Genomic DNA, 26255 nt, shown 5'->3' with positions numbered 1-26255 from the left:
GCTCACCAGGGACGCGTACGGAGTGCGCCGCGTGGCCGGTTCCGCATCCGATGGCTCGAAACGGCGGGACAAGGGCCGCTCCGGGCCACCAGCCACTCGGCCGAGCGTCAAGCCCCCGCCCGGCCCCCCGGCGGCCGCGCCTGACACGCAGCCCTACCGGGCCGCGCCAGGGCACGAAGCGATCTCAAGGCTTCCGCAGCCGCGCCACGGACTCCCTGATGACGGGTAGCCGCTCGTACAGCACGTCGCCGGGGCAGTTGGTGCGAAAGCTGTCGCGGTGCCCCGAGATGACGTGGAGTACGGCCGCCTCGCCCTCCTTGTACTTACTCTCGTCGTTCGTCGAGACGAGCCGGACCGTGCCGCGGGGGTCGGCTTCCGGCCCGAGCTTCCAGGCCGCCACCTTGACGATCCCTGCCTCGAGCGCCGGGGGGACCGTCGTACCGGGCCCGAAGCTGCCGAGCGCCGCGATGCCGATGCTGTCGGTGTTGAAGCCCTTGGTGTGCGCCCCTCTGACAGGACGTCCGACGCCGCCGGCCCTTCCTTCATAGATGGTTCCGCAGCGGTCGACCACGAAGTTGTAGCCGATGTCGTCCCAGCCTTCGCTCTCGATGTGGTCCTTCTGCATCGCCCGCAGCATGCGCGGGGCGTCGGCACAGTCGTAAGTGTTCAGGTGCCCCGTGTGGTGGAGGAAGGCCGCGCTCACAGGGCCCGTGTAGGTCGCCCTCTCCCTGACCAGGCCCTCGTCCGCCCGCCACACCTTCCGGCTGACGATCGGGGGCCGCGGGGCGGCCGGGCCGACGGCCACAGGCTCGGACCGGGCGGGCCGTGGCGGGGCGGCGTCCCTCATCACCAGCAGAGCCAGCATCACGACTCCGGCACCCAGGACGATCCGACGTGACCACATGGCACCACCCTGCGACCCGGCCACGCACCTCTCGCGGGCGAGCACGCCATTCGGGTGATGCAGGGCGGCGCCTCGAAGGGCGTCGGCGACGCGTGGCCCGCGTACGGCACAGCCGTGTCGCCGGCGTCGTCCCGCTCGGCTCCCGGATCGCCGACGGCGTCCTGGACGCCTTCCTTCGGCTCGACCGGATCCGCGCTCGCCGGCGCCCTTCGCCGACAGGCAAGCCACTCGCGAGGTCCACGCACGAGGACCCCGCCGAGCCAGAGCCGGAGGATCGGGTCGACGCGGCGGCAGTGCGGATACTCAGCGGCCCCTTCCCGACACTTCGGTCACGCCGCGGTGCTCCTGAACCAGTCCTGTATGGCCGCCACTTGCGCTCGCCCGCTTGACCGTCACATGGTCTCCATCTTGTAATAGCGCCATGCTTCTGGCAGTTCCGACAGGACGACGGCCGTCACTGCCACCGCCAGTGCCCCTACCGCCACCCGGACGACGACCGCCGGAATGAAGATGCCGTTCCTCATCTGATCTCACCTTTCCTCGTATGCCGCCGCTTTCGGCGTTCGCTGGTTCACGGCGTGCTCCGCCGCGACGGCCCGGCAGTCCACGAGCAGCGTGTCGACGACCGAGGCGACCAGGGGAACGGCGCGGCGCACGGCTTCGCGCACCGGTTCGCTCAGGGTCACGACGACGTCCGGTTCCTGCCCTGTCATCCGCACCAGGGGCTCGCAGCCGAGCACCAGGACGCGCGGGATGTTTCCGTCGCCCAGCCGCTGCGCCAGGGCGAGCACCCGTACGGGGTCCATGGCGTGCGCTTCCGGCACCTGGTCCTGCGGCGGTGGATCGGGTTCGAAGACCGTCAGTGTGCCCGGTGGCTCGCCTCGGGGCGCCGCGTCGACCAGGAGCGCGGCGTCGTAGCCGTCGAGCAGTCGGTAGGCCAGGTCCATTCCGCGGATGCCGAAATCCACCACGTGGACGCCCGGTGGGGCCTGCCAGTCCCGGAGGGCGGCGATGACCTCGGGACCGAAGCCGTCGTCGGCGAGGAACATGTTGCCGATGCCGGCGACCAGTACGCGGGGTCGTGCCGTGGCGGGCCCGTCGTGGGAGTCCAGTGGTTCGACCTCTTCCGGAGTGAAGAAGAACCGGTGTCCGATCTTTCCGCTCGCGCCCAGATCCCGCCCCGGGTCGTCATGGATGAGCACCGCGATGTGGAGCTGCCCTTCGAAGTCCTCCTGGACGGCGTCCACCTCGGCTTCCAGCCCGGCCATGGCGAGGTCGAGGATGTCCGCCCGCCGTGACGGGCGGAGGCGGACCCGGCTTCCCCGTCCGATCTCGATGCCGTTCACGAGGACCGTGGTCGCCGGGCTGCTCTGCGGTACCTGCCAGGGCTCTCGCTCGTTCACGACCGCTCCCCCGAAGAGGCGCTCGACGAGGCCGGCCGGGGGGTGAACTCGCGGATCGCGCCGTGGAGTGCGGTGATGTCGCGGAGGCCGAGGCCGGCGCAGCGGTCCAGGATCTCGCGGACCCTCGGATCACATGCCCGCGCCTCCGCCTGCTCCTCCTCCGTCATGCTGAGCACACTCAGGACGAGAAGCTGGTCGATCTCCGTGCCGTCGAAGAGGTCGCCCGGGCTCTCCGGTGCGACGGCCGGGAAGTCGTAGAGGGTGATGGGTGAGGCCAGCACCGTGTGCGCGGTCTGTTTCCCCTCGGCCGTCTCCGGGTCGGCTGGTTCACCGACCAGGACGGGCCACAGTCCGCGGTGTGAGCACTCGGCCGCGGGCCCGCTCAGCCGCTCCGGAGGGTCCGTCAGGGAAACGAACCGGCCGTCGCCGGAATGAAGGATCACATGGGTGGAGGCGAAGGCGTACTCCGCGGCTCTTTCCCGGGCGTCGCGCCGGTCGGTGTCCGGGTCGGGACAGGCCGTGGTGTTCTCCACGGCCACGGTCAGTTTCCGTACGCCGTCCCCGACGGTCTCGCCGGTGACCGTGAGGCATCCGGTCAGCCGTCGCCAGCTGCGCACGATGCTCCCCGCGCTTTGTCCCGCACGGTCGGCCAGCGGCTCGGTGTCCGAGCCGGGCGGGATGTCGAAGGCGAGTCTGCTGACGCCGCCGGGCACGGTGACGGTCGTGAGGACCTCCCGTTCGGTGGCTTCCTGCCAGCTGACATGGCGCTCGCCGTCGACGGTGAGCTCGTCGACGGGCTCGGGCCCGTCCGGCCCATCCCTGACGACGGTCCGGTCCACCACCTGGAGGAACCGCACCCGTACGGACACCTCGCACGGCCCCTGGCCGTGCCTCAGCAGCACCTGTGTCACGGCCGAAGCCGGTTCGCCCAGGGCTTCGGCGCAGGCGCCCGCGGGGAAGACCCCGCCGAAGGTCCATCGCTTGGTGTTCTTCAGCGCCGACCTCCGGTACGGCCACAGGATGTACCCCTCGTAGAGGCAGGTGCGGGCGATCGTGTCGACGGCGGCGGGTCCGGCCAAGGTGGTCATGGTGCTCCTGATCGGTCGAGCAGCGCGCGCACGGCGTCGTCGGCGCTGCCCAGTACGTTGCGGGCCCGGAAGGCGTCGAGCCGGTCGTAGGTCTCCCGCGGCAGCCGCAGCCAGGGGCTTCCGCCGTGGTAGCGCTCGACCAGGCTGTGCCAGAGACCTGCGGGCAGGTCGTAGCCGGCCTCCGCGGACCAGGGGATGGCGGCGGCCCTGAGCGCCGGAGCACCGCCGCCGGTTCCGGCGTGCTCGTAGAAGAACGTTCCGTTGAAGAGGAAACCGAGTGGAACCGTCCCCTCCTTCGCCGCTCGCAGGTACTTGGTCACCGCGAGTTCCGGGTCCGTGCCGCAGGCGACGGGGAAGGGGACGGTGGTGCGGTCGGTGAAGGACGGGACGTGCACCGTGGCCTGTGTCCATGCCAGGGGCCGCATGCTCCGGTGCCACTCCTCGGGAAGCCCGAAGAGTTCGGCGAGGGCCGCATGCGTGTCCGCCGGGTGTTCGCGCCGAAGCACGTCGATACGGAGCATGACGGTGAGCGACACGGCACGGACCGGCCCGCCGCCCGACCTCGCCAGTTCCAGCGCGAAGCGGAGCGTCGGCACGGCTGCCACGGGGTCCGGCTCCGCGCCGGTCACCCGGAACGTGAGCTCGGGAATCGTCCCGTCCGTCGTCGCGAGCCGGGCCGCCGTCGTCACGCGGGACTCAGATTGGGCATGTCGGGCATGATCGGTTCACGGTGTTTGGCGTTGATGCCGGTGGAGCGACGGGCACTGGAGGTGTCGCCCGTACGGTGCCCGGCCTGGTGTTTGCCGAGTCCGTGGTGGTTGCCCCGGCGCACTCCCTTGATGTGCGCCATCGCGTCGGGTTTGACGTCCGGCTTGCCTACGGTGATACCCACGACGCCTCCTTGGGGTCGAATGAGGGTTCGGTGGCGAGTGTGTCGAAGAAGCCGTCGATCCGCTGCCACACCTCGGGGCCGCCGCCCAGTCCCTTCCAGTGTGCGCGTACCAGGGCCGAGAGGCGGTAGCAGTCGTCCAGCGGGACGATCCAGTACCCCGGTTCGCGGCCGTCGGCGCGGGAGCGATGGGCGAGCAGCGCCTCGACGTCGTCGTCCATGGCCGCGACGGCCGGGTGTGCGGCCTCGATCCGGGCCCAGTCTCGGGGGGAGACCGAGGACCGCATCAGCCCGAGCGGGCTCGGGTATGCGGCCCGGATCTCGCCCGCGTCCCGAGACCGGCTGAAGAAGGCGAGGTCGACGGGCACGCCGAGCCCCGCCCAGGCCAAGTCGTCGATGACGCAGCCCTCCAGTCTGCTGCGTCGTCCAGGGAGCAGCCGGTACCGGTTGCCGCCTGCTCCGGCGTCGTCGAAGAGCAGCGAGCAGGCGGTGCAGGCGCAGCAGACCGTGGCGGTGCCCAGTTCGAGGAGGTGCCGGTGCTCGTCGGCGACCGGTTGGGCGCACAGGTCGCACCGCTCGCCGTCGGGGGCGGCCGCGGGTGCGCGCGGGGTGCCCTCCGCGGCGGCGCCCCGGGCCAGCCGGCGCAGCCGTGAAGCTGTGACCGGTGGCGAGTTCACGTCGCCCCCCGCGTGGTGGCGGGGGTTGTGCGGAACAGGGATTCCGCCGGAATCAGGGCCTGCGGCGGTGGCGGCTGCACCGTCTCGATCTCGACACGCTCGATCTCCGGCACCCGGCCGAGTACCGCGGTGCGCAGCGCGTCCTCCGCCGATCCCGCCGACGAGCAGCCGCAGCCCCCGCCTCCGCCCTCTGTGAGGCGGAGGCGGGCGACGGCGCCGTCCAGGCCGAGGAGTTCGACGCCGCCGCCCTGGCCGGCGAGGGCGGACCGGGTCTCTTCCAGCACGGCACCGACGCGGGTCTCGGGCGGGTCGGGGTGGAGGTCGTGGACGAGGAGCAGGTGGCTCACGAGTTCGTCGTCCGCGAGCCGTCGTGCCGCATCCGGCCAGTCCTCCAGGTGGCCGACGACGCGGGCGAGGCACTCGCCGTACAGCTCGACGAGTGCGCGCACGGCGTCCTGCGCGTGCGCCGCGGACCGGTGGTCCGGCAGGCTGTCCAGGGCGGCGAGGGATTCCTCGGTCCTGATCACCTGCCGGCGGGCTTGCTCGTCGTCCCAGGGCATGAGCGGCCTCCTCAGGCGAGCGCGCCGAATGTCGGTGAGTGGGACTGGCGGAGCGTGCGGCCCCCGCCGAGGTACATGTGCACCCCGCAGGGGAGGCAGGGGTCGAAGCTGCGGACGGTCCGCATGATGTCGATGCCCTTGAAGTCGTCGGGGCCGTTCTCCTCGAAGATCGGGCAGCCCTGTACGGCGTCCTCGTACGGCCCCGGAGTGCCGTACCGGTCCCTCGGGCTGGCGTTCCACGGAGTGGGCGGGTACGGGTGGTAGTTGGCGATCTTCCGGTCGCGGATGACGAGGTGGTGGGAGAGCACCCCCCGTACGGCTTCATGGAAGCCGACGCCGATCGCCTCCTCGGGAACGACGAAGTCCTGGAAGACCTTGGTGCGGCCCGCCCTCACCTCCGCGAGGGCCTTGTCGACGAAGTGCAGGGCCATCCCGGCGGCGTAGGCGACGAAGTACATGCGGGCACGGTTGCGTTCGATCGTGTTGGGGAACGCGGGAGGCTTCCACTCCAGCCGCACCTCGGGGCTGGTGGGTGTTCTGGGCAGGTCGATCTCGACGCTGTGTCCGGTGGAACGGACGTACGGGGTGTGGACCTTGTTCGCGAGCGCGGTGGCCCACAGACGGGCGATGGGGCCGCCACCGGTGTCCAGGGCGAGATGGTCGCCGGTGCGCTTGTCGTACCAGCGGGGGCTCATCACCCAGCTGTAGTTGCCACCGTTCAGGTCGCGCTTCTGCGGGGCGGGGAGGGTGGTCTGGTTCCACGGGTGGCGCTTGTCGACGGGGTTGCCCAGCGGGTCCTTCTCGACGTAGGTCTCCTCGCTCGCCCAGTCCTCGTAGTACGACGAGCCGAGCAGGATGCGCATGCCCAGGTTGATGTCGACCAGGTCCGTGGTGACCAGCTCGTTGTCGACGACGATGCCGGGGGTGACGAACATGGCGTTGCCCCACTCGTTCATCGTCCGGTAGTCGTAGTCGACGACGTCGGGGTCCTGGAACGCGCCCCAGCAGCCGAGCATCGTGCGGCGGCGGCCGACCTCCTCGTAGCCGGGGAGGGCTTCGTAGAAGAAGTCGAACACGTCGTCGTTCATCGCGACGGCCCGTTTGACGAAGTCGAGGCACCGCGTGAGGCGGACCAGGTAGTCGGTGAAGACCTGAGGCGTGGCCACCGTGCCGACTCCGCCGGGGTAGAGGGTGGACGGGTGGACGTGCCGCCCCTCCATCAGGCAGATCATTTCCCTGGTCAGCCGGCTCATCACCAGCGCTTCCTTGTACGTCTCCCCTTCGAAGGGGTTGTACGAGCGCATGATGTCGCCGATGGTGCGCAGCCCGTGCTGGTCGCCGCGCGGGGCGGGGGTGCGCTCGGCGCGTTCCCAGACCCCCGGGTTGGTCTCCTTGACCATGCGCTCGCAGTAGTCGACGAAGACCATGTTGTCCTGGAAGATCGTGTGGTCGAACATGTACTCGGCGGCCTCGCCGAGGTTGATGATCCAGTCCGCGAGCGGTGGGGGCTTCACCCCGTAGGCCATGTTCTGCGCGTAGACGGAGCAGGTGGCGTGATTGTCACCGCAGATGCCGCAGATGCGGCTGGTGATGAAGTGGGAGTCCCTCGGGTCCTTGCCCTTCATGAAGACGCTGTAGCCGCGGAAGATGGAGGAGGTACTGCGGCATTCGACGACCTCACGGCGAGGAAAGTCGATCTTCGTGTAGATCCCCAGGTTCCCGACGATGCGGGTGATGGGGTCGAAGGCGACTTCGGTCAGATCACGCTGCTCGGGCGGTACGGTCTCGCTGGACAAGGGAGAGTCCTTTCGGGGGCCAGGAGGACGGGGGCGCGGGGCGCGGCGGGTCAGCTGTGGGGCCAGCGCGGGGCGTAGCCGGACGTCAGTTCCTCGCGGTTGTGGCGCCACTTGGGCTCGCGGTTCACCGACCGGTTGGTGATGGAGCGCAGTGACCTGATGAGCGGCCCGTATGAGAAGCTGAGGACCGCGGAGGAGACGCTGCCCCCAGGGGGTTCGTCCATGAAGGGCATGAACTTGTCGGGGAACCCCGGCATGGTGCAGCCGATGCAGACACCGCCTACGTTGGGGCAGCCGCCGACGCCGTCCATCCAGCCCCGCTTGGTCACGTTGCAGTTCACGACCGGGCCCCAGCATCCGATCTTGACCTGGCACTTCGGCGAGTTGTAGTCCTTGGCGAAGTCGCCCTGCTCGTAGTAGGCCGCCCGGTCGCAGCCCTCGTGCACCGTCTTGCCGAACAGCCAGGTGGGCCGCAGCTGTTCGTCGAGCGGAATGGGCGGCGCCAGCCCGGCGACCTGGTAGAGCAGCCAGGTCAGGGTCTCCATGAAGTTGTCCGGTTGGACGGGGCAGCCGGGCACGTTGACGATCGGCATGCCGCCGGCCGAACGGAAGTCCCACCCGAGGTAGTCGGCCAGACCCATGGAGCCGGTGGGGTTGCCGGCCATGGCGTGGATGCCACCGAAGGTGGCGCAGGTACCGGCGGCCACGACGGCGTACGCCTTGGGCGCCAGCCGGTCGATCCACTCGTTGAAGGTGATGGGCTCACCGGTCTGCGGGTCGTTGCCCATCGCGGCCCAGTACCCCTCCCCGTTGATCCGTTCATTGGGCACGGAGCCCTCGACCACCAGGACGAACGGGCCGAGTTCGTCGCGGGCGCCCTTGTGGAACGCCTCCATGAAGTCGTCGCCCGTCTCGTACGCCAGCACTTTGTTGTGCAGCACGACCTTGGGGAGACCGGGGATGGCGCCGAGGACGACGTCCTCCAGGCTGGGCAGGGAGGCGGCCGTCACCGACACCGTGTCGCCGTCACAGCTCATCCCCTCCGAGGTCCAGAGAATGTGGACCTCTTGGGCTGCGCTGGGAGCCTCACTCACGGTACTCATGGCGCGTTCCTTTCTTCGGAAGGCATCCTCCGCAGCGTTCCATCAACCGACATTATTCACAATTCGGGCACGGTTTCGGGGATCGGCACAGGGCAGGGCCGCTTGCGCACGAAGGCCGACCTGAGTGCGTGGTAAGGCGCTTCCGGGTCGAAGAAGATGCGCCTCATCCGTTCGAGTTCGGCCGCCCGGTACTCGGCGAGCGGCCGTGCCGCCTCGTCGCGCTCCCTGGCCGCCTTCTTGCTCCTCACCAGTGAGCCCACCCGGGAGGACGAGGCCAGCCGCTGGGCCGAACGGGCGACCTCCGCGGCGAACTCCCGGGCCCCGCAGTCGAACACCCTGTCGACGAGTCCGAGCCGGAGCGCCGACGCGGCGCTCACCGGTTCCGCCTCCTCCATCAGCCGCCGTGCCTCGCGGTCGCCCACCCTGCGCGGAAGGGTGTACGTCCAGTATTCCGACCCGTACAGGCCCATCAGCCGATAGTGCGGGTTGAGCACCGTGCCGTAGCGGCACCAGACTTCGTCCGCTGCCAGGGCGAGCATGACCCCGCCCGCCGCCGCGTTGCCCGCGAGGGCGGACACGACCACCCGGTCCGTGGTCGTCAGCACCTCCTGGACCAGGTCGTCCATGGCCTGGATGCACGCCCAGGACTCGGCTGCCGGATCATCGGCGGCCTCGATCACCGCGAGGTGGATGCCGTTCGAGAAGAAGTCCCGTGCTCCGCCGAGCACCAGCACCTCGACCGGCCGCGAGACGGCGTAGCGGTACGCGTCGAGCAGTCGCCGGCACTGGTCGGTGCTCATCGCACCGCCGGGGAACGAGAAGCGCAGGAAGCCGACGGCCCCGGACTCCTCGTAGTGGATGTCCGTCCAGGTGCGCCGGCCGGATCTGGGACGGAGGGGTGCCGGCACCTCCGGCACCCCGTACAGACGGTCGCCCAGCGCGGGCACCGCGGGGAGCTTGTACGCCGCCGGTTCCCCCGGTCGCCGCCGTGGCCGCAACTGTGGGATCCACACGGCGCCGTCGACGGTGGCCCGGCAGACCGCGCCGTGCCGCGTGGCGACGACTTCGCCCGGCAGGCCCGTGAGGGTGTCCTCCTCGTACCCGCCGCACAGGTACCACTCCCGGCCGAGGAGCGTGTCCAGCACGCCGGGCTGCGAATCGGCGGCCCGCAGCTTGCGCACCACGGCGGCGGTCGGTTCGGTGTACCAGTCGATCCGCCGCTCCTCCTGGCGCAGATACGGGCGGAGCTCACCCGGCGTGTCCGGTGGCTCCGGACGGTACCCGCCCGACGCGTACCGCTCCACGGCCAGCAGAACCGCCTCGACCGCGGCGTCGGCCACCTCGTTCCTGTAGAGGTCGCTCTTGCCGACCTCCGGTACGTCGAAGCCTGCCGACGCCCACGCCGGACCGGCGTCCATCTCCGCGACGGCCTGAAGCACCGTCACTCCCCAGCGGGTGGCGCCGTCCTGGACAGCCCGGTCGAGCGAGGACGGGCCACGGTCACCGGGCGGCCCGGGGTGTACCACCAGACAGGTGTGAGCCGACCACACCTCCTTGGGGATGGCGGTCGTCAGCATCGGAGCGACGACCAGGTCAGGTGTGTGGCGGAACACTGCCTGCGGCCGGATGCCTTCGCGACCGGCGAGCTCGACCGCGACGGTGTGCCCACGGTCCCTCAACTCGCACATGACCCGCTGCGACAGACTGTTGAACGCGCTGGCTACCAGGAGCACGTGCACGGCAGACCTCCTTCGGGGAACCGTGAGCCGGTCGCGTTGCCGCCTCGGACCCGGGCGGCCGACGGCGAGACGGTGTCCGGCGGCAACACGTGCGCCGATGCTCTCGCCCGCCCACCGTCCTGAACAGACATGACGCGCCGTTCTTGCGCCACCCGGGGGGAAACGACGCGCGTCCGGCCCGCAGCACCCGGACTCACCGCACCGTCTGCCTAGCGTGGTGCCCCATGCACGAACTGTCGATCGCGGCTGCCGTCGTGGACACCGCCGCACGTACCGCACGCACGCACGGGGCCACCACCGTGGAAGCCGTGCGGCTGCGCATCGGTGAACTCGCCGGTGTGGTGCCCGACGCGCTGCGGTTCTCGTTCGAACTCGCGGCGGACGGCACGGCGCTGGCCGGCGCCGAACTGATCATCGACGACGTGCCCGCGCTGGCGGCCTGCGACGGCTGCGGCACGGAGTTCGCCGTCGGCTGCCCGCCCCACCTGTGGTGCCCGGTCTGCGACCGGCCCGCCGACCGTCTGCTCGCCGGCCGCGAGCTGGAAGTGACCGAAGTCCGGCTGCCGGACGCCGCTTCGTGCCCGGCGGCCCGAGCGTCGCCGACCGGCCCTGCGGGCGCGGGGCGAGGAGAGGACCTGTGATGTGCCGAAGCGTCGACGTACGCCAGGCGGTACTGGCCAAGAACGACAGCCTGGCGGAAGAGCTGCGGGCCGACATGGCGGCGAGAGGCGTGACCGTCGTCAGCATGCTGTCCAGCCCGGGAAGCGGCAAGACGGCACTGCTGGAGGGCGTGCTGAGCCGGGCGGTCGAACGCGGCGTACCGGTGGCCGCGCTCACCGCCGACCTGGCGACCGAGAACGACGCCCGTCGGCTGGCCCGCTCCGGCGCGCCCGTGAAGCAGGTTCTCACCGGGGGCCTGTGCCATCTCGAGGCGGCGCAGCTGCGCGGCCACCTCGACGGGTGGCTTCCCGACGGCGTCCGTCTGCTCTTCGTGGAGAACGTGGGCAACCTCGTCTGCCCCGCCTCCTACGACCTCGGCGAGAACCTGCGCGTGACGTTGATGTCGGTGACCGAGGGCGAGGACAAACCGGTGAAGTACCCCACGGCGTTCGGGCTCGCCCAGCTGGTGGTGCTCAGCAAGACCGACCTGGCGGAGGCCGCCGGGTTCGCCCGACACGAGTTCCGCTCGCAGGTCGAACGGATCAACCCCGGCGTCGAGGTGATCGACACCAGCGCGCGGAGCGGCCTGGGCCTCGACACACTGCTGGACCGGGTGCTCGCCGTGTGCGACGGGGCGGTCCCGCACCGCCCGCTCCTGGCGGCGGAACACCTCCGCGCCCACGGACACACCCACGAAGCAGCGCCCTCACCGCACACCCACCACGGCGACGGCAGCCGCATCCGTACGCCTGTGCCGGACAGCGCCGTCGCCGAGCGACCCGTATGACGAGCACGCTCGCCGGCAGCCAGGGCCGGGGGATCCTGCGCAGCCGGATCTCGGTGCACGGCACCGTGCAGGGAGTCGGGTTCCGCCCCTTCGTACACCGGCTTGCCTCCGAACTGGGCTTGTCCGGATTCGTCCACAACACCCCCGGCGGTGTCGTCGTGGAAGTGGAAGGCGGGCCGGAGTCGATCGGCGAGTTCCACCGGCGGCTTCGCGAAGAGCCGCCACCGCTGGCCGACGTGCGCGAGGTGCGATGGGAGCCCGTCGAAGTACGCGGGGACGGCGCGTTCACGATCCGGGCCTCGGGACGGCAGGAGGCCGGAACCACGGCCATCCCCCCCGACACGGCACCGTGTCGGGACTGCCTGGGGGAACTCGCCGATCCGCGCGACCGACGGTACCGCCACCCCTTCATCACCTGTACGCACTGCGGCCCCCGCTTCACCATCGCCACCGGTCTCCCCTACGACCGTGCCACCACCACGATGAGCGATTTTCCGCTGTGCCCCCTGTGCGCCGCCGAGTACGAGGACCCGGCGAACCGCAGATTCCACGCGCAGCCCGTCGCCTGCCGCTCCTGCGGACCCCAGGTGCGCCTGACCACGGCGGCAGGGGCCGCCGGCGGTACACGCACGCCGGAGAAGGGCACGTACCGGGAGGGAGACCAGGCCGTGGCGGGGGCCCGGGAGTTGCTGGCCCGCGGGGCCGTCCTGGCGGTCAAGGGCCTCGGCGGCTATCACCTGGCCTGCGACGCGCGCAGCCCCGACGCCGTGGCCGCGCTGCGGTCCCGGAAGGAACGCGGCGGCAAGCCCTTCGCGGTGATGTGCGCCGATCCGGCGACCGCCGAACTGATCGCCCACGTCGGCCCGGCCGAGGAAAGGGTCCTCACCGGGCCCCGGCGCCCGATCGTGCTGCTGCGGCGCCGTACGGACGGGCCCGCGTCGGGCCGTCTCGCCGACGCCGTCTGCCCGGGGAGCCCGCACGTGGGGGTGATGCTGCCTTACACGCCGCTGCATCACCTGCTGTTCACACCGGACGCCGGCTCGCCGTGCCCTCCCGTCCTCGTCATGACGAGCGGCAACCGCTCCGGCTCACCGATCGTGACCGACGACGACGCGGCCCTCTCCTCTCTCGCCGAGATCGCCGACGCGTGGCTGTGGCACGACCGGGTCATCGCCGCGCCGTGCGACGACTCCGTGGTCCGCGTCCGACCGGACGGCTCCGAGCTCGTCCTCAGGCGCTCCCGCGGCTACGTCCCCGTCCCGATGTCCCTGCCCGCCGCGGTGCCACCCGTGCTGGCCGTCGGCGGTGACCTCAAGAACACGCTGTGCCTGTCTTCCGGCCGCGAAGCCTGGTTCTCGCCGCACATCGGCGACATGGACGACTTCGCCACCCAACAGGCGTCCGACCACGCGGAAGAGCGGCTGACGGCGCTGACGGGAATCACCCCCCGGCTCATCGCCGCGGACCTGCACCCCGGATACGCGTCGGCGCGCCGAGCCGTGCGGCGCGGTCGCGACTCCGGTCTCCCCGTGCACCTGGTCCAGCATCACCACGCCCACGTCGTCTCGCTCATGGCCGAGCACTCCCTGGACGGCGGCTCACCGCTGCTCGGCGTCGCGTTCGACGGCACCGGCTACGGCACGGACGGCGCCGTCTGGGGCGGTGAGGTCCTGCTCGCCGACCACCTCGGCTTCCGGCGCCTCGCCCACCTCGCGTATGCGCCGCTGCCCGGTGGGGACGCGGGCGTGGCGAATCCCTGCCGGATGGCTCTGGCCCGGCTGCACACGGCGGGGCTCGCCTGGGACGCCGACCTGCCCTGCGTGGCGGCCTGCTCCGCCGAGGAGCGGCGGCTGCTCGCCCGGCAGCTGGAGCGGAACGTGGCCTGTGTTCCCACGTCCAGCATGGGCCGGCTGTTCGACGCCGTGTCGTCACTGGCCGGTGTCTGTCACCGGATGTGCTATGAGGCACAGGCTGCCGTGGAACTGGAGTCGGCCGCCACTCTCGCGTGGGAGGAGCCCGACGACGGCGCCTACACGTTCGGACTGGCCGGCCCCGCTCCGGACGGCATCACCCGCATCGAACCCGCTCCGGTCCTGCGCGGCATCATCGCCGACCTCCGCCGCGACGTCCCCGTACCGGTCGTCGCCGCGCGGTTCCACCGGGCGGTCGCAGCGGCGGTGACGGACATCTGCCGCATTGCCCGCCGCGAGACGGGCACGGACACGGTCGGTCTGACCGGAGGCGTGTTCGCCAACGCACTCCTCGACGAGGAATGCGCCGCCCGCCTCACGGCCGCCGGGTTCACCGTGCTGCGCCATCACCGGGTGCCGCCGGGGGACGGCGGCCTCGCTCTGGGGCAACTCTTGGTGGCCACCGCGCAGGACGCCCGGTCGGCAGGTGAACACCCGCGGCCCGCGAACAACAACGAACGGAGCGCACATGTGCCTGGCAGTGCCCGGCAGAGTGGTCGGAATCGGTGACCGGGACGGCACGCGCATGGCGCGCGTCGACTTCGGTGGCGTGGAGAAGGAGGTCTGCCTCGCCTATGTCCCGGAAGCGGCCGTGGGCGAGTACGTGATCGTCCATGTGGGGTTCGCGCTGCAACGTCTGGACGAGGAGTCCGCCCTGGCCTCCTTGCGCCTGTTCGAGGAACTGGGGCTGCTGGAGGAGGAGTTCGGCGACCCGTGGCGCCGCGCTGCGGCAGAGGCCGGGGTCCCGGGCGACGAGTCCGCCCCGGCAGTACAGGCGGTACAGGAGAAGGAGGAGCTGCGGTGAAGTACATCGACGAGTTCAACGACCCGGAACTCGCCCGGAAGCTGCTCGACGACATCCACGCCACGGCCGTCACGGGGCCGTGGGCCCTGATGGAGGTCTGCGGCGGCCAGACCCACTCGATCATCCGGCACGGGATCGACCAACTGCTGCCGGACACGGTGGAACTGATCCACGGACCCGGCTGCCCGGTGTGCGTCACTCCGCTCGAGATGATCGACAAGGCCCTGGAGATCGCTTCCCGCCCCGAGGTGATCTTCTGCTCGTTCGGCGACATGCTGCGCGTACCGGGCAGTGGCCGCGACCTGTTCCGGGTCCGGAGCGAAGGCGGTGACGTCCGCGTGGTGTACTCGCCGATGGACGCCCTCGACGTCGCCCGCCGCCACCCGGACCGCCAGGTGGTCTTCTTCGGTATCGGATTCGAGACCACGGCTCCCGCCAACGCGATGACCGTGCACGAGGCGCGCCGCCTGGGAATCCGCAACTTCAGCCTGTTGGTGTCCCATGTACGCGTTCCCCCGGCGGTCGAGGCCATCATGACCGCGCCGGACTGCCGGGTGCAGGCGTTCCTGGCGGCGGGACACGTGTGCAGTGTGATGGGCATCGGTGAATACCCGGCTCTGGCGGAGCGGTTCAGGGTTCCCATCGTGGTCACGGGGTTCGAGCCACTGGACATCCTCGAAGGGATCCGCCGGACCGTGCGCCAGCTCGAACTGGGCGAGCACCGGGTGGAGAACGCCTACGCGAGAGCGGTCCGCAACGAGGGCAACCCGGTGGCGCTGCGGATGATCGAAGAGGTCTTCGAAGTCACCGACCGGGCGTGGCGCGGCATCGGCGTGATCCCCGGTAGCGGGTGGCGGCTCGCGGAGGCGTTCGCGGACTTCGACGCGGAGCGGCGCTTCGACGTCGGAGCGCTGCGCACCCGGGAGCCGGAGGTATGCCGCAGCGGGGAGGTGCTCCAAGGGCTGATCAAACCACGCGAGTGCGAGGCGTTCGGCTCGGCGTGCACACCGCGTACTCCGCTGGGCGCCACCATGGTGTCGAGCGAGGGGGCCTGTGCCGCCTACTACCTCTACCGGCGCCTGGACACCCTGGCGCAGACCACCCCGGCCCTCGAGGAGGCGACGCATGTCGGCTGAGACCACGACACGGCCACCGACCACGACACAGCCACCGACCGCGGTCGACCCGGCCTCGTGGTCCTGCCCCGCTCCGCTGCGCGACCATCCGGTCATCGTCATGGGGCACGGTGGCGGGGGCGCCCTGTCCGCCGAACTCACGCGTCATCTCTTCGCCCCGGCGTACGGGAACGAGACCCTGGCCCAGCTGGCCGATGCGGCCGTCGTACAACTGGCCGGGACGCGGCTGGCGTTCTCCACCGACTCCTACGTCGTACGGCCGCTGTTCTTCCCGGGCGGCAGCATCGGCGACCTCGCGGTCAACGGGACGGTGAACGACCTGGCGATGAGCGGTGCCCGCCCGGCCTTCCTGTCGTGCGGCTTCATCCTGGAGGAGGGCGTCGCCCTGCCGGTCGTCGGGCAGGTCGCCGACGCGATCGGAGTGGCAGCCGAGGCGGCGGGGGTCACCGTCGCCACCGGGGACACCAAGGTCGTGGAGGCGGGCCACGGCGACGGCGTGTACGTCAACACCTCGGGCATCGGGCTGATTCCGGAGGGGGTCGACATCCGGCCTCAGCGGGCGGCTCCCGGTGACGTGGTGATCGTCAGCGGCCCGATCGGCATGCACGGAATCGCCATCATGAGCGTGCGGGAGGGGCTGGAGTTCGGTGCGGAGGTCGTGAGCGACACCGCCCCGTTGAACGGCCTGGTGGAGGCCATGCTCACAGCCACCACGGAGGTGCACGTACTTCGCGATCCCACGCGGGGCGGCCTCGGCACGGCGCTCAACGAGATCGCCGCGGCGTCGGGGGTCGGCGTCACTCTTACGGAGCGAAGCATTCCGGTGCCGGAGGCGGTCGCCAACGCGTGCGGGTTCCTCGGCCTCGATCCGCTCTACGTCGCCAATGAGGGCCGGTTGGTCGCGTTCGTCCCACGCGCGGCGGCGGACGCCGTCCTCGCCGCGATGCGGGCGCACCCTCATGGGGCCGCCGCCGCGGTGATCGGTGAATGCGTGGCCGAGCATCCGGGCATGGTCGTGGCCCGCACGGCGCTGGGCGGGACCCGCGTCGTCGATCTGCCTCTGGGCGAGCAGCTCCCCAGGATCTGCTGACGTCGGCTCGTACGCGCTCCCCCCGGGGGGTCGTCGCCCTCGCCCGCCGGCCCCCCGGCGGGCGACCGGACTCGTACGGGTGTCGCGGTCGCGGCCGCCAGTGCGGCGGCGCCGGGGCCGGGCGGGTGCACGCCGTCGTCCGGCGGGCCCCTCGGGCGAAGCCGCTGCGGGCCTGTCCGCGCCGGCGAGCCATCCGGCCACGGCGGCGGCCATCGCCGGGTGACCTTCGTGCCGCTTGATCAGGTCAGGTAAGCCGCCCGACGCACGGGCTCGACAGGTGCCCCGATACGGCAGCACGGCGAATCAACAGCGTGGTGTGCGTGGGATGGGTGCGCGGTGTGTCCGGGCGCAGACCTCGACGGGCCGTCGGAGTCATCGCCCACCGGACCGTGGCCTATCGCGGGACACGGATCCCGGGCGGGCAGGGCCCGGGTGTTCAGGGGCCGCTCCGGGTGACGGCCTTGCCACGCGCTCGCCTCGTCCGCCGTGCAGCGCCCGCACTCCTGGTGCTTGCGAAACCACGGACAACGGGCGCCGTGCGAGACCGGTCCCGCATGCTGCCGTGTCCCTGGTTCAGGCGCTGTCCGTGAGTTCCGAATGGCCCTGCAGGCGGGCGCAGTGCGCGCAGCAGAAGAACTGCCCGTCGGCCTGCAGCCCGTGGCCGAGGATCTTGCAACCGCAGTGGTCGCAGACGGGGGCGAGGCAGTGCGCCGCACACTCGAGGCTGTCGAAGACATGCACCGCGTCGCCTGCCGTGCGGACCTCGAACGACAAGGCGTAATCGTTGCCGCAGACTTCGCAGACCGCCATGACCACTCCTTTCCGTTGACCCGCAGCGCCGTCGGCGCATGGGGCGACTACTCAAGCGAAGCACCTCCGACAGCCACCTGCGACTCCACGGCGCCGGAGGTCCATCGGCCCCCGGGACCCGGTTCCGGCCGGGAACGGCCGGAACCGGGTCGACAGTGCCGTCACCGCCCGGTTTCCTTCCCGCCCCGGTCGCAGACGGACCGGGCCGGCCGCTCGCCAGGCAAGAGCACCGACACCCCGCGTCCACGGGCAGGCCACAGTGCGAATACGTGGGCGCCGAGGCATGGCCCCGCGGCTTGCCCTCACCGCCGACGGTGGCCGGGTCGCCGTGGTGGGCACGGTGGTCCTGCTGCGGCCATGATCGAAGCAGCAGGCTGTCACGAGGCATGGAGGAACTGGACGTGGACACTGGCCGAACGTCGGACACGGGGGGACTGCGCTGTCTGGTGACCGGTGCGTCCGGATACATCGGCGGGCGACTGGTCCCGGAACTGCTGGAGGCGGGCCACCGGGTACGGTGCCTGGCCCGCACCCCGGGCAAACTGCGCGACCACCCCTGGTCGGGCGACGTCGAGGTGGTCAAGGGCGATGTCACCGACGCCGCATCGATGACCGACGCCATGCGCGGCATCGACGTGGCGTACTACCTGGTGCACGCGCTCGGCAGCGGCTCGGGGTTCGAGGAGACCGACCGCCGGGCGGCCCGCGACTTCGCCGAGGCGGCGCACGCCGCGGGCGTACGGCGGATCGTCTACCTGGGTGGGCTCACACCCCGGGGTGTTCCGCAGGGGTCACTGTCGCCGCATCTGCGCTCGCGCGCCGAGGTCGGCCGGATCTTCATCGACGCGCCGGTGCCCGCCACCGTGCTGCGGGCCGCGGTCGTCATCGGCTCCGGATCCGCGTCCTTCGAGATGCTGCGTTATCTGACCGAACGGCTGCCGGTCATGATCACCCCCAGCTGGGTGCACACCCGGGTCCAACCCATCGCGGTGCGCGACGTGCTGCGGTATCTCGTCGGCTCGGCCGCCATGCCGGGCCATGTCGACCGGGCGTTCGACATCGGCGGGCCGGACGTCCTCACCTATCGGGAGATGATGCGCCGGTACGCCGCCGTCGCCGGACTGCGGCAACGGCTGATCGTGCCCGTCCCGGTACTCACTCCACGTCTGTCCAGTCACTGGGTCGGCCTCGTCACACCGGTGCCCGCGTCCATCGCCCGACCGCTGACCGAATCGCTGCGCCACGAGGTGGTCTGCCAGGAGCATGAGATCGCGCGCTACGTACCCGACCCCCCCGGCCACCCCCTGCCGTTCGACGAAGCGCTCGCCCTGGCGCTGCGGCGGGTGCGCCAGGCGCAGGTCGCCACCCGCTGGTCCTCGGCCGGGCTGCCCGGTGCGCCCAGCGATCCGCTGCCCACCGACCCCGACTGGGCCGGCGGGAGCCTCTACCAGGACGAACGGCAGCTGACGGTCCAGGCGTCGCGCGAGGCGCTGTGGAAGGTCATCGAAGGCATCGGCGGGGACAACGGTTGGTACTCCTTTCCGCTCGCGTGGGCGGTGCGCGGCTGGCTGGACCGCTTCGTCGGGGGTGTGGGGCTGCGCCGTGGCCGTCGCGACGCCGAGCGCCTGAGGGTCGGCGACTCGCTCGACTTCTGGCGGGTGGAGGAGATCGAGGCCGGGCGGCTGCTGCGGTTGCGTGCGGAAATGCGGCTGCCCGGCCTTGCCTGGCTCGAGATGTACGCCGAGCACGACGACGAGGGCCGCACCAGCTACCGCCAGCGTGCCCTTTTCCACCCCCGCGGCCTTTTCGGTCACTTCTACTGGTGGAGCGTCTCGCCGTTCCACGCCGTGGTGTTCGGCGGCATGGCCCGCAACATCACCCAGGCCGCCGCCAAGGGGATGAGCGCCCGCGGAAAGAACCCGCACGACGAGCGCATCCGAGAGTCGGCCTCCCCCGGAAACAAGGCCGGATAGTCCATGCCCCTGCACCACCGGCCCGGAACAGCCCGGAACAAGGAGTGACGCATGACCGTCGCGGTCGTCCTGTTCACCGCGGACCTGCGTCTGCATGACCATCCCCCGCTGCGGGGAGCGCTGCGCGCTGCCGACGAAGTGGTGCCGCTGTTCGTGCTCGACCCGGCCGTTCACGCCGCCGGCTTCGACGCGCCGAACCGGCGTGCGTTCCTGGCCGGCTGCCTTGCCGACCTCGACGCCTCCCTGCGCCGGCGCGGCGGCCGACTGGTGCTGCGTACGGGGCCGGTGGCACGCGAGGTCGGCGCGGTCGCCGCCTCGTGCGGGGCGCAGGAGGTGCACATGGCCGCGGGCGTGACCCGGTTCGCGCACCGGCGTGAGGAGGCGCTGCGCAGGGAACTGGTCAGTCGTGGCGTGCGGCTGGTCGTGCACGACACCGTGGTGACGGCTCTCGCGCCGGGTGCGGTGGTGCCTGCCGGCTCCGACCACTTCGCGGTCTTCACGCCGTACTTCCGCCGTTGGTCCGCGGTACGGCTGCGTGCGCCAGAAGCCGCCCCGCGCAGGGTACCGGTGCCGGACGACCTGCGCGGCGATCCGCTCCCGGCCCCGGACGCCGGGCCGGGTGTCTCCCCCGGCATTCCGGCAGGCGGCGAGAGTGAAGGGCGCCGGCGCCTGGCCGGCTGGGGGCGAGGCGGACAAGCCGCCTACGAGGACCGGCACGACGACCTGGCCGGCGACGCGACGTCGCGGCTTTCCCCCTACCTGCACTTCGGCACCCTCTCCCCCGTCGAAGTCGTGCAAAAGGCCCGGGCACGCGGTGGCCCGGGGGCGGAGGCGTTCGTCCGGCAGCTGTGCTGGCGGGACTTTCACCACCAGGTGATGGCCGCCCGGCCGGAGTCCTCGGTGCGCGACTACCGCGCACGCGACGACGACTGGCGTTCCGAGGAGGAGGCCGCAGAGGAGATCGTCGCCTGGAAGGAGGGGCGTACCGGCTACCCGGTGGTGGACGCGGCGATGCGCCAGCTCCTGTATGAGGGGTGGATGCACAACCGGGCCCGGCTGCTCACGGCGAGCTTCCTCACCAAGACGCTGTACGTGGACTGGCGCGTCGGTGCGCGTCACTTCCTTGACCTGTTGGTGGACGGGGACATCGTCAACAATCAGCTGAACTGGCAGTGGGTGGCCGGGACCGGGACGGACACGCGCCCTCATCGCGTGCTCAACCCGGTGGTCCAGGGCAAGCGCTTCGATCCGCAGGGCGCGTACGTGCGCCGATGGGTGCCGGAACTCAGGGCCGTCACTGCTGCGAGGATCCACGAACCGTGGCGGCTGCCCGATGGTGAACGGGCACGGCTGGACTACCCGGAGCCGTTGATCAGCCTCGCGGACGGCCTCGCCCGGTTCAAGCACGCCCGCGGCCGGGACTGAAGCACGGGCCGGTCCGCCCCTTCTCGCCGCTGGGCGCCGTGGTGCAAATCGTCCTGCCGTCGACGAGCTCCTTGGCGAAGGCGAGGCGGCGCGGCTTGAGCTCGACCCGGGGGGCCGAGGGAAATACGCTGGGCCGGACGGTGAGACGTCGGCCCACACAACGGTCGACCGGCCCCGTGCCGGGTCTTCGGCCCGAGTACCCCGCCCTTGCCGCCGAAGTGCTCGGACGAACGGGATGAGGTGGTGGCGTGCCCGTGAACGAAGCCGGTCCTGCCGACTCCTGGTGGAGCCAGGCGGTGGTCTACCAGATCTATCCGCGCAGCTTCGCCGACTCGAACGCGGACGGCATCGGCGATCTGCAAGGCATCGTCGAGCACCTCGACTACCTCTGCGAACTGGGTGTCGACGTCCTGTGGCTCTCGCCCGTCTACCCGTCCCCGCACGACGACAACGGCTACGACATCAGCGACTACCAGGACATCGACCCGCTGTTCGGCACTCTGGCCGACTTCGACCGCCTGCTGGCTGCGGTTCATGACCGTGGCATGAAACTCGTCATGGACCTCGTCGTCAATCACACCTCCGACGAGCACCCCTGGTTCATCGCCTCCCGCGACGGCGGCCCGGGCGGGCCGCTGCGTGACTGGTACATCTGGCGCTCCGCCCGCGACGGTATGGAACCGGGGACACCCGGTGCGGAACCCAACAACTGGGGCTCCTTCTTCTCCGGCCCCGCGTGGGCGTACGACGAGGCGAGCGGCGAGTACTACCTGCACCTGTTCTCCCCCAAGCAGCCGGACCTCAACTGGGAGAACCCGGCTGTCCGGCAGGCCGTCCACACCATGATGCGCTGGTGGCTGGACCGCGGGGTCGACGGTTTCCGCATGGACGTCATCAACCTCCTGTCCAAGACCCCCGGGCTGCCCGACGGAGCGGTGCACGAGGGCAGCCGCTACGGGGACGGCAGCCCTCACTACATCTGCGGCCCCCGCGTCCACGAGTACCTCGCCGAGATGCACCGGGAAGTCTTCGAGAACCGCCCGCGCAAGCTGCTGACCGTCGGCGAGATGCCCGGAGTCACCGTCGAGGACGCCAGGCTCTTCACCGACCCCGCCCGCCGCGAGATCGACATGGTCTTCCAGTTCGAGCACGTCGGCCTCGACCAGGGACCCGGAGGGAAGTTCGACGTCCGGCCGCTGAAGCTGACCGATCTCAAGGCCAGCCTCGGACGGTGGCAGGCCGGCCTCGGCGACACGGGCTGGAACAGCCTGTACTGGAACAACCACGACCAGCCGCGCGTGGTCTCCCGCTTCGGCGACGACAGCCCCGCCTACCGCGACCGCTCCGCCAAACTACTGGCCACCGTGCTCCACCTGCACCGGGGCACGCCCTACGTCTACCAGGGCGAGGAACTCGGCATGGCCAACGCCCCGTTCACCTCCATCGACGACTTCCGGGACATCGAGTCGCTCAACCACCACCGCGACCAGACGGCTCTCGGCGTCGACGAGGAGCAGATCCTGGCCGCCCTGCGTCGCCGCAGCCGCGACAACGCACGCACCCCCATGCAGTGGGACGCCACGCGGCACGCCGGGTTCACCGCAGGTACGCCCTGGATCGCGGTGAACCCCGACCACCGCCACGTCAACGCCAAGGCCCAGCTCGCCGACCCCGACTCGGTCTTCCACTACTACCGTCGCCTCATCGCCCTGCGGCACACCGAACCCGCCCTCACCCACGGCGACTTCCACCTGCTCCACCCCGGGCACCAGCGGCTCTACGCCTTCACCCGCCGCGACCCGGCCTCCGGCACCGAGCTGCTCGTCCTCGCCAACTTCAGCGCGGCCGACCTCCCCGTCGGCCTGCCCGACGGCTGGGAGCACGGCGAGATGCTCATCGCCAACGTCCCCGCCACCACCTCTCTCAAGGGCACGCACATCCTGCGCCCCTGGGAAGCCCGCGTCCACCGGCGCGACGTCTGATCCCTGACGTCCCCCGCCGGCACCCGGGGGTGCGGTTGACGACGGCCTTGCGTCGGCCTGCGGCGGACGGGTCCGGTCGGGCCCCACCCCGCCACCTGCTTCCGGCGGCGGGGCACGGCCCGGTGCGGAGGCGGCCGGGTCAGCGGGACGACTGACGGGTGACTCCGATCGTCATCCCCGCGGCCGCGAGTCCCAGCACGCAGATGACCGCTCCCGTCACGACGTTGTTCCAGATGATCCCGGCTCCCGCACTGTGAGCTGCGGTCGCCACCCACGGGGAGATGATGAGCCAGATACCCAGAGGCACCGACGCCCATGTCAGCCGGAACATCCGGTCCGGGGCGAGCGCCAGGCCGAGGCCGATGGCCGCGACGGCGAGGCCCACGACCAGGTTGTTGATGGTGAGGCCGGCCTCGGTGCCGGAGAAGTGCACCACCCAGGGCGATATCGCGGCGTAGAGGCCCGCCAGCAGGATGAGCCCTTCGACGACGACGGCCTTCCCGCTCGACGCGGTCCGTTCCAGCCTGTCCCACATCTCCGCCAGTTCCGGGTGGCCGCCGATGTCGCTGGAGTGCTGCGAATACGACATAAGCGTCACTTCCTCTCACATCGTGGTGTGCCATCCTTTCGCGAACGAAGCACCCGATACGCGACATTCGATACGAATCCTCCTAGACGAATCCGGCACTCCCCGCGGTCCCCGACTGTGCCGCCGTCCTCGCAGCGGGCCGGTACGGCCTCGCACGACCGAACCGGACGGCTGCCTCCCGTTTCCCTTTGCGGTGCTACGCGGGCGTCGCCGGACTCGTCGACACGCGCGCTGCCACCGGGCACCGTGACGTGGGACAGCGGTTCGACGGAGCACGGCGGCTCCGGGGACGCTGCCACCGCGGTGCTGCGGTGACGCCGCCCTGCGCCGGACGGCACGGGGCGGCGTCACCGTCGGGCGGCGTGCACGGGCTTCGGCACGGGTGCTCCACGCGGCAGCCGAGACCTTCTGCGGTCTCGACGCCTACCGCTCCCGGGCGCCGGTGATCGTGACGGCTCTGCATGGTCTCCGGCGGACCGGCGACGCCTCGGCCGGTCGAGTCGCTGGGGAGGCTGACGCCCTGGTGGGTCTGTGTGCGCCCGGGTGTCCGCCGTTTCACATGGGCGGAAGGGGTAACTCCATAGGCACACGACGACGTCACGCCCACACTGCGAGCCGGGGGCTGCGAAGAGGGAGAAGGGGCGTGACGTGCGGTTCCGAGCCGGGTGCGACCGCATGTCTCCGCGGGCCGCCGGCGCTGCCGCCCCGCCCTCCCACTGCAAGGAGGTGAGCATGACTCCCTACAGGCGTTCCACCACCCACGATCCGGCCGCGGATCAGCCGAGGCGGCTCACGGGCGGCCCACGGCTTCGCTCGTCAGCACACTGGTTCTGCTGGTGGGAATCTGGCTGTTCGTAGGCGCATGGATCATCGGGCAACGGGCCGGTCGTCCCGGCAGCGGCTGACGGAGCCGCTCCATGACTCGTCGGCCACAGGCACGGGCCGGCAGGAGAACGTACCGGCAGGAGAACGTAATGGACAGCAACGGTCTCAAGCGCTTGGAGCAACGTGACGGTTACCTGCCGATCGAGGATCACGGACTGCTCGGGGACGGCCGAGGCTCCGCCCTTGTGGGGCGGGACGGCGCCGTCGACTTCATGTGCGTGCCCCGTTTCGACTCCGCGCCTGTGTTCTGCGGCCTGCTGGACCACCGCCGCGGCGGGCAGTTCCTGATCGCTCCGAAGGACCTGCACAGCAGCCGCCAGTGGTACATGGACGACACCGCTGTGCTTGTCACCCGGATCCAGACGCCCACCGGCGTGGTGGAGGTGACGGACGCGTTCCTGCTTCGGCCGGGTGCCGTCCTCACAGAGGATGACCCGGCAGGGGTCGGGGCCCTGGCCAGACGCGTGCACGTAATCGCCGGCAGCGTCGACCTGCGCGTGCTCCTCCGGCCACGGGGCGACGTCCGCACCGAGCGGCAGTCCGACGGTTGGCACCTCGACTGCCCACATCAAGGCATCTCCCTCCGTCTGGGGTCGTCGCGCCCCTTGCCCGGATGCGACTGCACACTGCCGATGCACTCCGGAGAGAAGCTGGCACTGACGCTCAGCTGGGACGGACCTGTGCCAACGTCCGTCGAAGAGGTCGACACGGCACTCGAGGACACCGCCCGGGCATGGCGGCACTGGTCGGCGCATGTGGTCCGCGACGTGCCCCGGGCCGAGCTGGTACGGCGCTCAGCGATCACTCTCAAGCTCTTGGACCACCTCGAGAACGGCGCCATGATCGCTGCCCCCACCTCGTCCCTGCCGGAACGCATCGGAGGCAGCCGAAACTGGGACTACCGCTACACCTGGATTCGAGACGCCGCGTACGCGGTCTTCGCGCTACGACGCATCGGACTGCCCATGGAGGCCGGCGGCTTCCTCCACTGGGCCCTCACCACGGCACAGTGGAGCGACCGACCGCGGGTCCTCTACGACGTCGACGGTCGTCTGCCCCAGCCCGAGACCGTCGACGAGCAGTTGGCGGGCTACCGCTCATCGGCCCCGGTGCGCTGGGGAAACGCCGCTGCCGAACAGATCCAGCACGACGTGTACGGGGAGATCCTCGACTGCGCGTTCCAGTGGACGGCGACAGGCGGGCGGCTCGGCAGCAGCTTGTGGCAGCGCCTGTCGGTCCTGACAGAACAGGCCCGCCACGCTTGGCGGACCCCGGACCGAGGCATCTGGGAGGTGCGCACCGCCGGCCGTCCCTTCACCTACTCCGCCGCGATGTGCCAAGTGGCTCTCGACCGGGCCGCCCGGCTGGTCAACCGCCTGAACCTGCCCGGTGACGCAGAAACCTGGGCCAAGGAAGCCAGCCGCCTGACCGACCACATCCTGCGTGAAGCCTGGGACGACGACACCGGCACGCTCACCGAGCATCTGGGCCCCGGTGGCGGTCTCGACGCCTCACTGCTCGCCCTCCCCCTGCGGCGGGTCGTGCCGGCGGACCACCCGCGCATGGTGGCCACCACCCGGGCCATGGCGAGCCGGCTCGACGCAGGCGGCGGTCTGCTCCACCGCTACCTTCCGGAGCTGTCACCGGACGGCCTGGACCAACCCGAGGGCGCCTTCGTCCTGTGCAGTTTCTGGCTCGTGGACAATCTGGCAGGGCAGGGCCGCACCGACGAGGCTTCAGAGCTTTTCGAGCGCCTCTGCTCCTACGCCAGCCCCCTCGGTCTGCTCTCCGAGGAGATAGATCCCGGCACCGGAGCTTTCCTCGGCAACTTCCCACAGGCTCTCAGCCACGTCGGACTCATATCCAGTGCCGTCGTCCTCGGCCGGGTCAACCGCGGGGTCCGACCCGAGCTGTCGACCCACGCATGGTTCTCCTGACCGGCACGTACGTCTCGGAACGGACCTGCGATGCCCGACCCCCCGGA

At 70.9% G+C, this 26255-nt stretch carries 23 protein-coding genes; 10 read left to right on the top strand and 13 right to left on the bottom strand.

The window, feature by feature from the left end; genetic code table 11:
* Positions 1–184: 184 nt before the first annotated feature.
* The 11 genes from AB0903_RS04245 to AB0903_RS04195 all read right to left on the bottom strand — a co-directional run bounded on the left by AB0903_RS04245 (position 185) and on the right by AB0903_RS04195 (position 10159).
* Positions 185–904, bottom strand: coding sequence for a peptidoglycan recognition protein (locus tag AB0903_RS04245; RefSeq protein WP_366698810.1), 720 nt, complete (start codon positions 902–904; stop codon positions 185–187).
* A gap of 392 nt (positions 905–1296) precedes the next feature.
* Positions 1297–1428, bottom strand: a complete 132-nt coding sequence (locus tag AB0903_RS04240) for a hypothetical protein (protein WP_366698808.1) — start codon at positions 1426–1428, stop codon at positions 1297–1299.
* 6 nt (positions 1429–1434) lie between these two features.
* Positions 1435–2307: a hydrogenase maturation protease gene (locus AB0903_RS04235; RefSeq protein ID WP_366698806.1), complete on the bottom strand. Its 873-nt coding sequence runs from the start codon at positions 2305–2307 to the stop codon at positions 1435–1437.
* Positions 2304–3395, bottom strand: a complete 1092-nt coding sequence (locus AB0903_RS04230; RefSeq protein ID WP_366698804.1) for a hypothetical protein — start codon at positions 3393–3395, stop codon at positions 2304–2306. Before AB0903_RS04230 ends, AB0903_RS04235 begins: the two co-directional genes overlap by 4 nt.
* The gene (locus AB0903_RS04225) at positions 3392–4084 is read right to left on the bottom strand and encodes a DUF6084 family protein (protein ID WP_366698802.1); all 693 of its coding nucleotides are present in this window, start codon (positions 4082–4084) and stop codon (positions 3392–3394) included. The genes AB0903_RS04230 and AB0903_RS04225 overlap by 4 nt, the downstream gene beginning before the upstream one ends.
* Positions 4081–4287, bottom strand: coding sequence for a hypothetical protein (locus AB0903_RS04220; protein WP_366698800.1), 207 nt, complete (start codon positions 4285–4287; stop codon positions 4081–4083). The genes AB0903_RS04225 and AB0903_RS04220 overlap by 4 nt, the downstream gene beginning before the upstream one ends.
* Complete coding sequence (locus AB0903_RS04215; protein WP_366698798.1) at positions 4272–4961, bottom strand: DUF5947 family protein; 690 nt, start codon at positions 4959–4961, stop codon at positions 4272–4274. Before AB0903_RS04215 ends, AB0903_RS04220 begins: the two co-directional genes overlap by 16 nt.
* On the bottom strand, positions 4958–5521 hold the full coding sequence (locus AB0903_RS04210) for a NifU family protein (RefSeq protein ID WP_366698797.1): 564 nt from the start codon (positions 5519–5521) through the stop codon (positions 4958–4960). Before AB0903_RS04210 ends, AB0903_RS04215 begins: the two co-directional genes overlap by 4 nt.
* A gap of 11 nt (positions 5522–5532) precedes the next feature.
* Positions 5533–7317: a nickel-dependent hydrogenase large subunit gene (locus AB0903_RS04205; protein WP_366698795.1), complete on the bottom strand. Its 1785-nt coding sequence runs from the start codon at positions 7315–7317 to the stop codon at positions 5533–5535.
* Positions 7318–7367: 50 nt separating this feature from the next.
* On the bottom strand, positions 7368–8420 hold the full coding sequence (locus AB0903_RS04200) for a hydrogenase expression protein HypE (RefSeq protein WP_366698793.1): 1053 nt from the start codon (positions 8418–8420) through the stop codon (positions 7368–7370).
* Positions 8421–8476: 56 nt separating this feature from the next.
* Complete coding sequence (locus AB0903_RS04195) at positions 8477–10159, bottom strand: enoyl-CoA hydratase-related protein (RefSeq protein ID WP_366698791.1); 1683 nt, start codon at positions 10157–10159, stop codon at positions 8477–8479.
* A gap of 224 nt (positions 10160–10383) precedes the next feature.
* On the opposite strand from AB0903_RS04195, the gene hypA reads away from it, so the two are divergent.
* Genes hypA through hypE form a run of 6 tightly spaced genes read left to right on the top strand, consistent with a single transcriptional unit; the run spans position 10384 to position 16607 of the window.
* Positions 10384–10800: a hydrogenase maturation nickel metallochaperone HypA gene (hypA, locus tag AB0903_RS04190; protein ID WP_366698789.1), complete on the top strand. Its 417-nt coding sequence runs from the start codon at positions 10384–10386 to the stop codon at positions 10798–10800.
* Positions 10800–11606: a hydrogenase nickel incorporation protein HypB gene (hypB, locus tag AB0903_RS04185; protein ID WP_366698787.1), complete on the top strand. Its 807-nt coding sequence runs from the start codon at positions 10800–10802 to the stop codon at positions 11604–11606. The genes hypA and hypB overlap by 1 nt, the downstream gene beginning before the upstream one ends.
* Entirely contained in the window at positions 11603–14086 is a 2484-nt protein-coding gene (gene hypF / locus AB0903_RS04180; protein ID WP_366698785.1) for a carbamoyltransferase HypF, read from the top strand. Before hypB ends, hypF begins: the two co-directional genes overlap by 4 nt.
* Entirely contained in the window at positions 14046–14381 is a 336-nt protein-coding gene (locus AB0903_RS04175; protein ID WP_366698783.1) for a HypC/HybG/HupF family hydrogenase formation chaperone, read from the top strand. The genes hypF and AB0903_RS04175 overlap by 41 nt, the downstream gene beginning before the upstream one ends.
* On the top strand, positions 14378–15517 hold the full coding sequence (gene hypD / locus AB0903_RS04170; protein WP_366698781.1) for a hydrogenase formation protein HypD: 1140 nt from the start codon (positions 14378–14380) through the stop codon (positions 15515–15517). The genes AB0903_RS04175 and hypD overlap by 4 nt, the downstream gene beginning before the upstream one ends.
* Positions 15507–16607: a hydrogenase expression/formation protein HypE gene (gene hypE / locus AB0903_RS04165; RefSeq protein ID WP_366698779.1), complete on the top strand. Its 1101-nt coding sequence runs from the start codon at positions 15507–15509 to the stop codon at positions 16605–16607. Before hypD ends, hypE begins: the two co-directional genes overlap by 11 nt.
* A gap of 573 nt (positions 16608–17180) precedes the next feature.
* On the opposite strand, the gene AB0903_RS04160 is transcribed toward hypE, so the two are convergent.
* A complete protein-coding gene (locus AB0903_RS04160; protein ID WP_366698777.1) occupies positions 17181–17417 on the bottom strand; it encodes a hypothetical protein in 237 nt (78 codons plus the stop codon).
* 386 nt (positions 17418–17803) lie between these two features.
* Between AB0903_RS04160 and AB0903_RS04155 the strand changes: the two genes are divergently transcribed.
* The 3 genes from AB0903_RS04155 to AB0903_RS04145 all read left to right on the top strand — a co-directional run bounded on the left by AB0903_RS04155 (position 17804) and on the right by AB0903_RS04145 (position 22797).
* A complete protein-coding gene (locus AB0903_RS04155; protein ID WP_366698775.1) occupies positions 17804–19390 on the top strand; it encodes an SDR family oxidoreductase in 1587 nt (528 codons plus the stop codon).
* A 51-nt stretch (positions 19391–19441) separates the two neighbouring features.
* Positions 19442–20815 (top strand): deoxyribodipyrimidine photo-lyase, encoded by a 1374-nt coding sequence (locus tag AB0903_RS04150; protein WP_366698773.1) that lies wholly within the window; start codon positions 19442–19444, stop codon positions 20813–20815.
* A 248-nt stretch (positions 20816–21063) separates the two neighbouring features.
* Complete coding sequence (locus tag AB0903_RS04145; protein WP_366698771.1) at positions 21064–22797, top strand: alpha-glucosidase; 1734 nt, start codon at positions 21064–21066, stop codon at positions 22795–22797.
* Positions 22798–22936: 139 nt separating this feature from the next.
* Here AB0903_RS04145 and AB0903_RS04140 read toward each other — a convergent pair whose 3' ends face one another.
* Positions 22937–23386, bottom strand: coding sequence for an SPW repeat protein (locus tag AB0903_RS04140; protein WP_366698769.1), 450 nt, complete (start codon positions 23384–23386; stop codon positions 22937–22939).
* A 974-nt stretch (positions 23387–24360) separates the two neighbouring features.
* On the opposite strand from AB0903_RS04140, the gene AB0903_RS04135 reads away from it, so the two are divergent.
* Entirely contained in the window at positions 24361–26208 is a 1848-nt protein-coding gene (locus tag AB0903_RS04135; RefSeq protein ID WP_366698767.1) for a glycoside hydrolase family 15 protein, read from the top strand.
* Positions 26209–26255 lie beyond the last annotated feature (47 nt).

It is taken from the genome of Streptomyces sp. NPDC048389, from assembly GCF_040706335.1.
Classification (GTDB): domain Bacteria; phylum Actinomycetota; class Actinomycetes; order Streptomycetales; family Streptomycetaceae; genus Streptomyces.
This window is presented reverse-complemented; position numbering and strand designations above follow the sequence as displayed.

Bases quoted from the DNA above. Each gene is read 5' to 3' on its own strand.
- AB0903_RS04245 (WP_366698810.1), bottom strand. From the start codon at position 904: ATGTGGTCACGTCGGATCGTCCTGGGTGCCGGAGTCGTGATGCTGGCT.
- AB0903_RS04240 (WP_366698808.1), bottom strand. From the start codon at position 1,428: ATGAGGAACGGCATCTTCATTCCGGCGGTCGTCGTCCGGGTGGCGGTA.
- AB0903_RS04230 (WP_366698804.1), bottom strand. From the start codon at position 3,395: ATGACCACCTTGGCCGGACCCGCCGCCGTCGACACGATCGCCCGCACC.
- AB0903_RS04210 (WP_366698797.1), bottom strand. From the start codon at position 5,521: ATGCCCTGGGACGACGAGCAAGCCCGCCGGCAGGTGATCAGGACCGAG.
- AB0903_RS04200 (WP_366698793.1), bottom strand. From the start codon at position 8,420: ATGAGTACCGTGAGTGAGGCTCCCAGCGCAGCCCAAGAGGTCCACATT.
- hypA (WP_366698789.1), top strand. From the start codon at position 10,384: ATGCACGAACTGTCGATCGCGGCTGCCGTCGTGGACACCGCCGCACGT.
- hypB (WP_366698787.1), top strand. From the start codon at position 10,800: ATGTGCCGAAGCGTCGACGTACGCCAGGCGGTACTGGCCAAGAACGAC.
- hypF (WP_366698785.1), top strand. From the start codon at position 11,603: ATGACGAGCACGCTCGCCGGCAGCCAGGGCCGGGGGATCCTGCGCAGC.
- AB0903_RS04175 (WP_366698783.1), top strand. From the start codon at position 14,046: ATGTGCCTGGCAGTGCCCGGCAGAGTGGTCGGAATCGGTGACCGGGAC.
- hypE (WP_366698779.1), top strand. From the start codon at position 15,507: ATGTCGGCTGAGACCACGACACGGCCACCGACCACGACACAGCCACCG.
- AB0903_RS04160 (WP_366698777.1), bottom strand. From the start codon at position 17,417: ATGGCGGTCTGCGAAGTCTGCGGCAACGATTACGCCTTGTCGTTCGAG.
- AB0903_RS04155 (WP_366698775.1), top strand. From the start codon at position 17,804: ATGGAGGAACTGGACGTGGACACTGGCCGAACGTCGGACACGGGGGGA.
- AB0903_RS04150 (WP_366698773.1), top strand. From the start codon at position 19,442: ATGACCGTCGCGGTCGTCCTGTTCACCGCGGACCTGCGTCTGCATGAC.
- AB0903_RS04140 (WP_366698769.1), bottom strand. From the start codon at position 23,386: ATGTCGTATTCGCAGCACTCCAGCGACATCGGCGGCCACCCGGAACTG.
- AB0903_RS04135 (WP_366698767.1), top strand. From the start codon at position 24,361: ATGGACAGCAACGGTCTCAAGCGCTTGGAGCAACGTGACGGTTACCTG.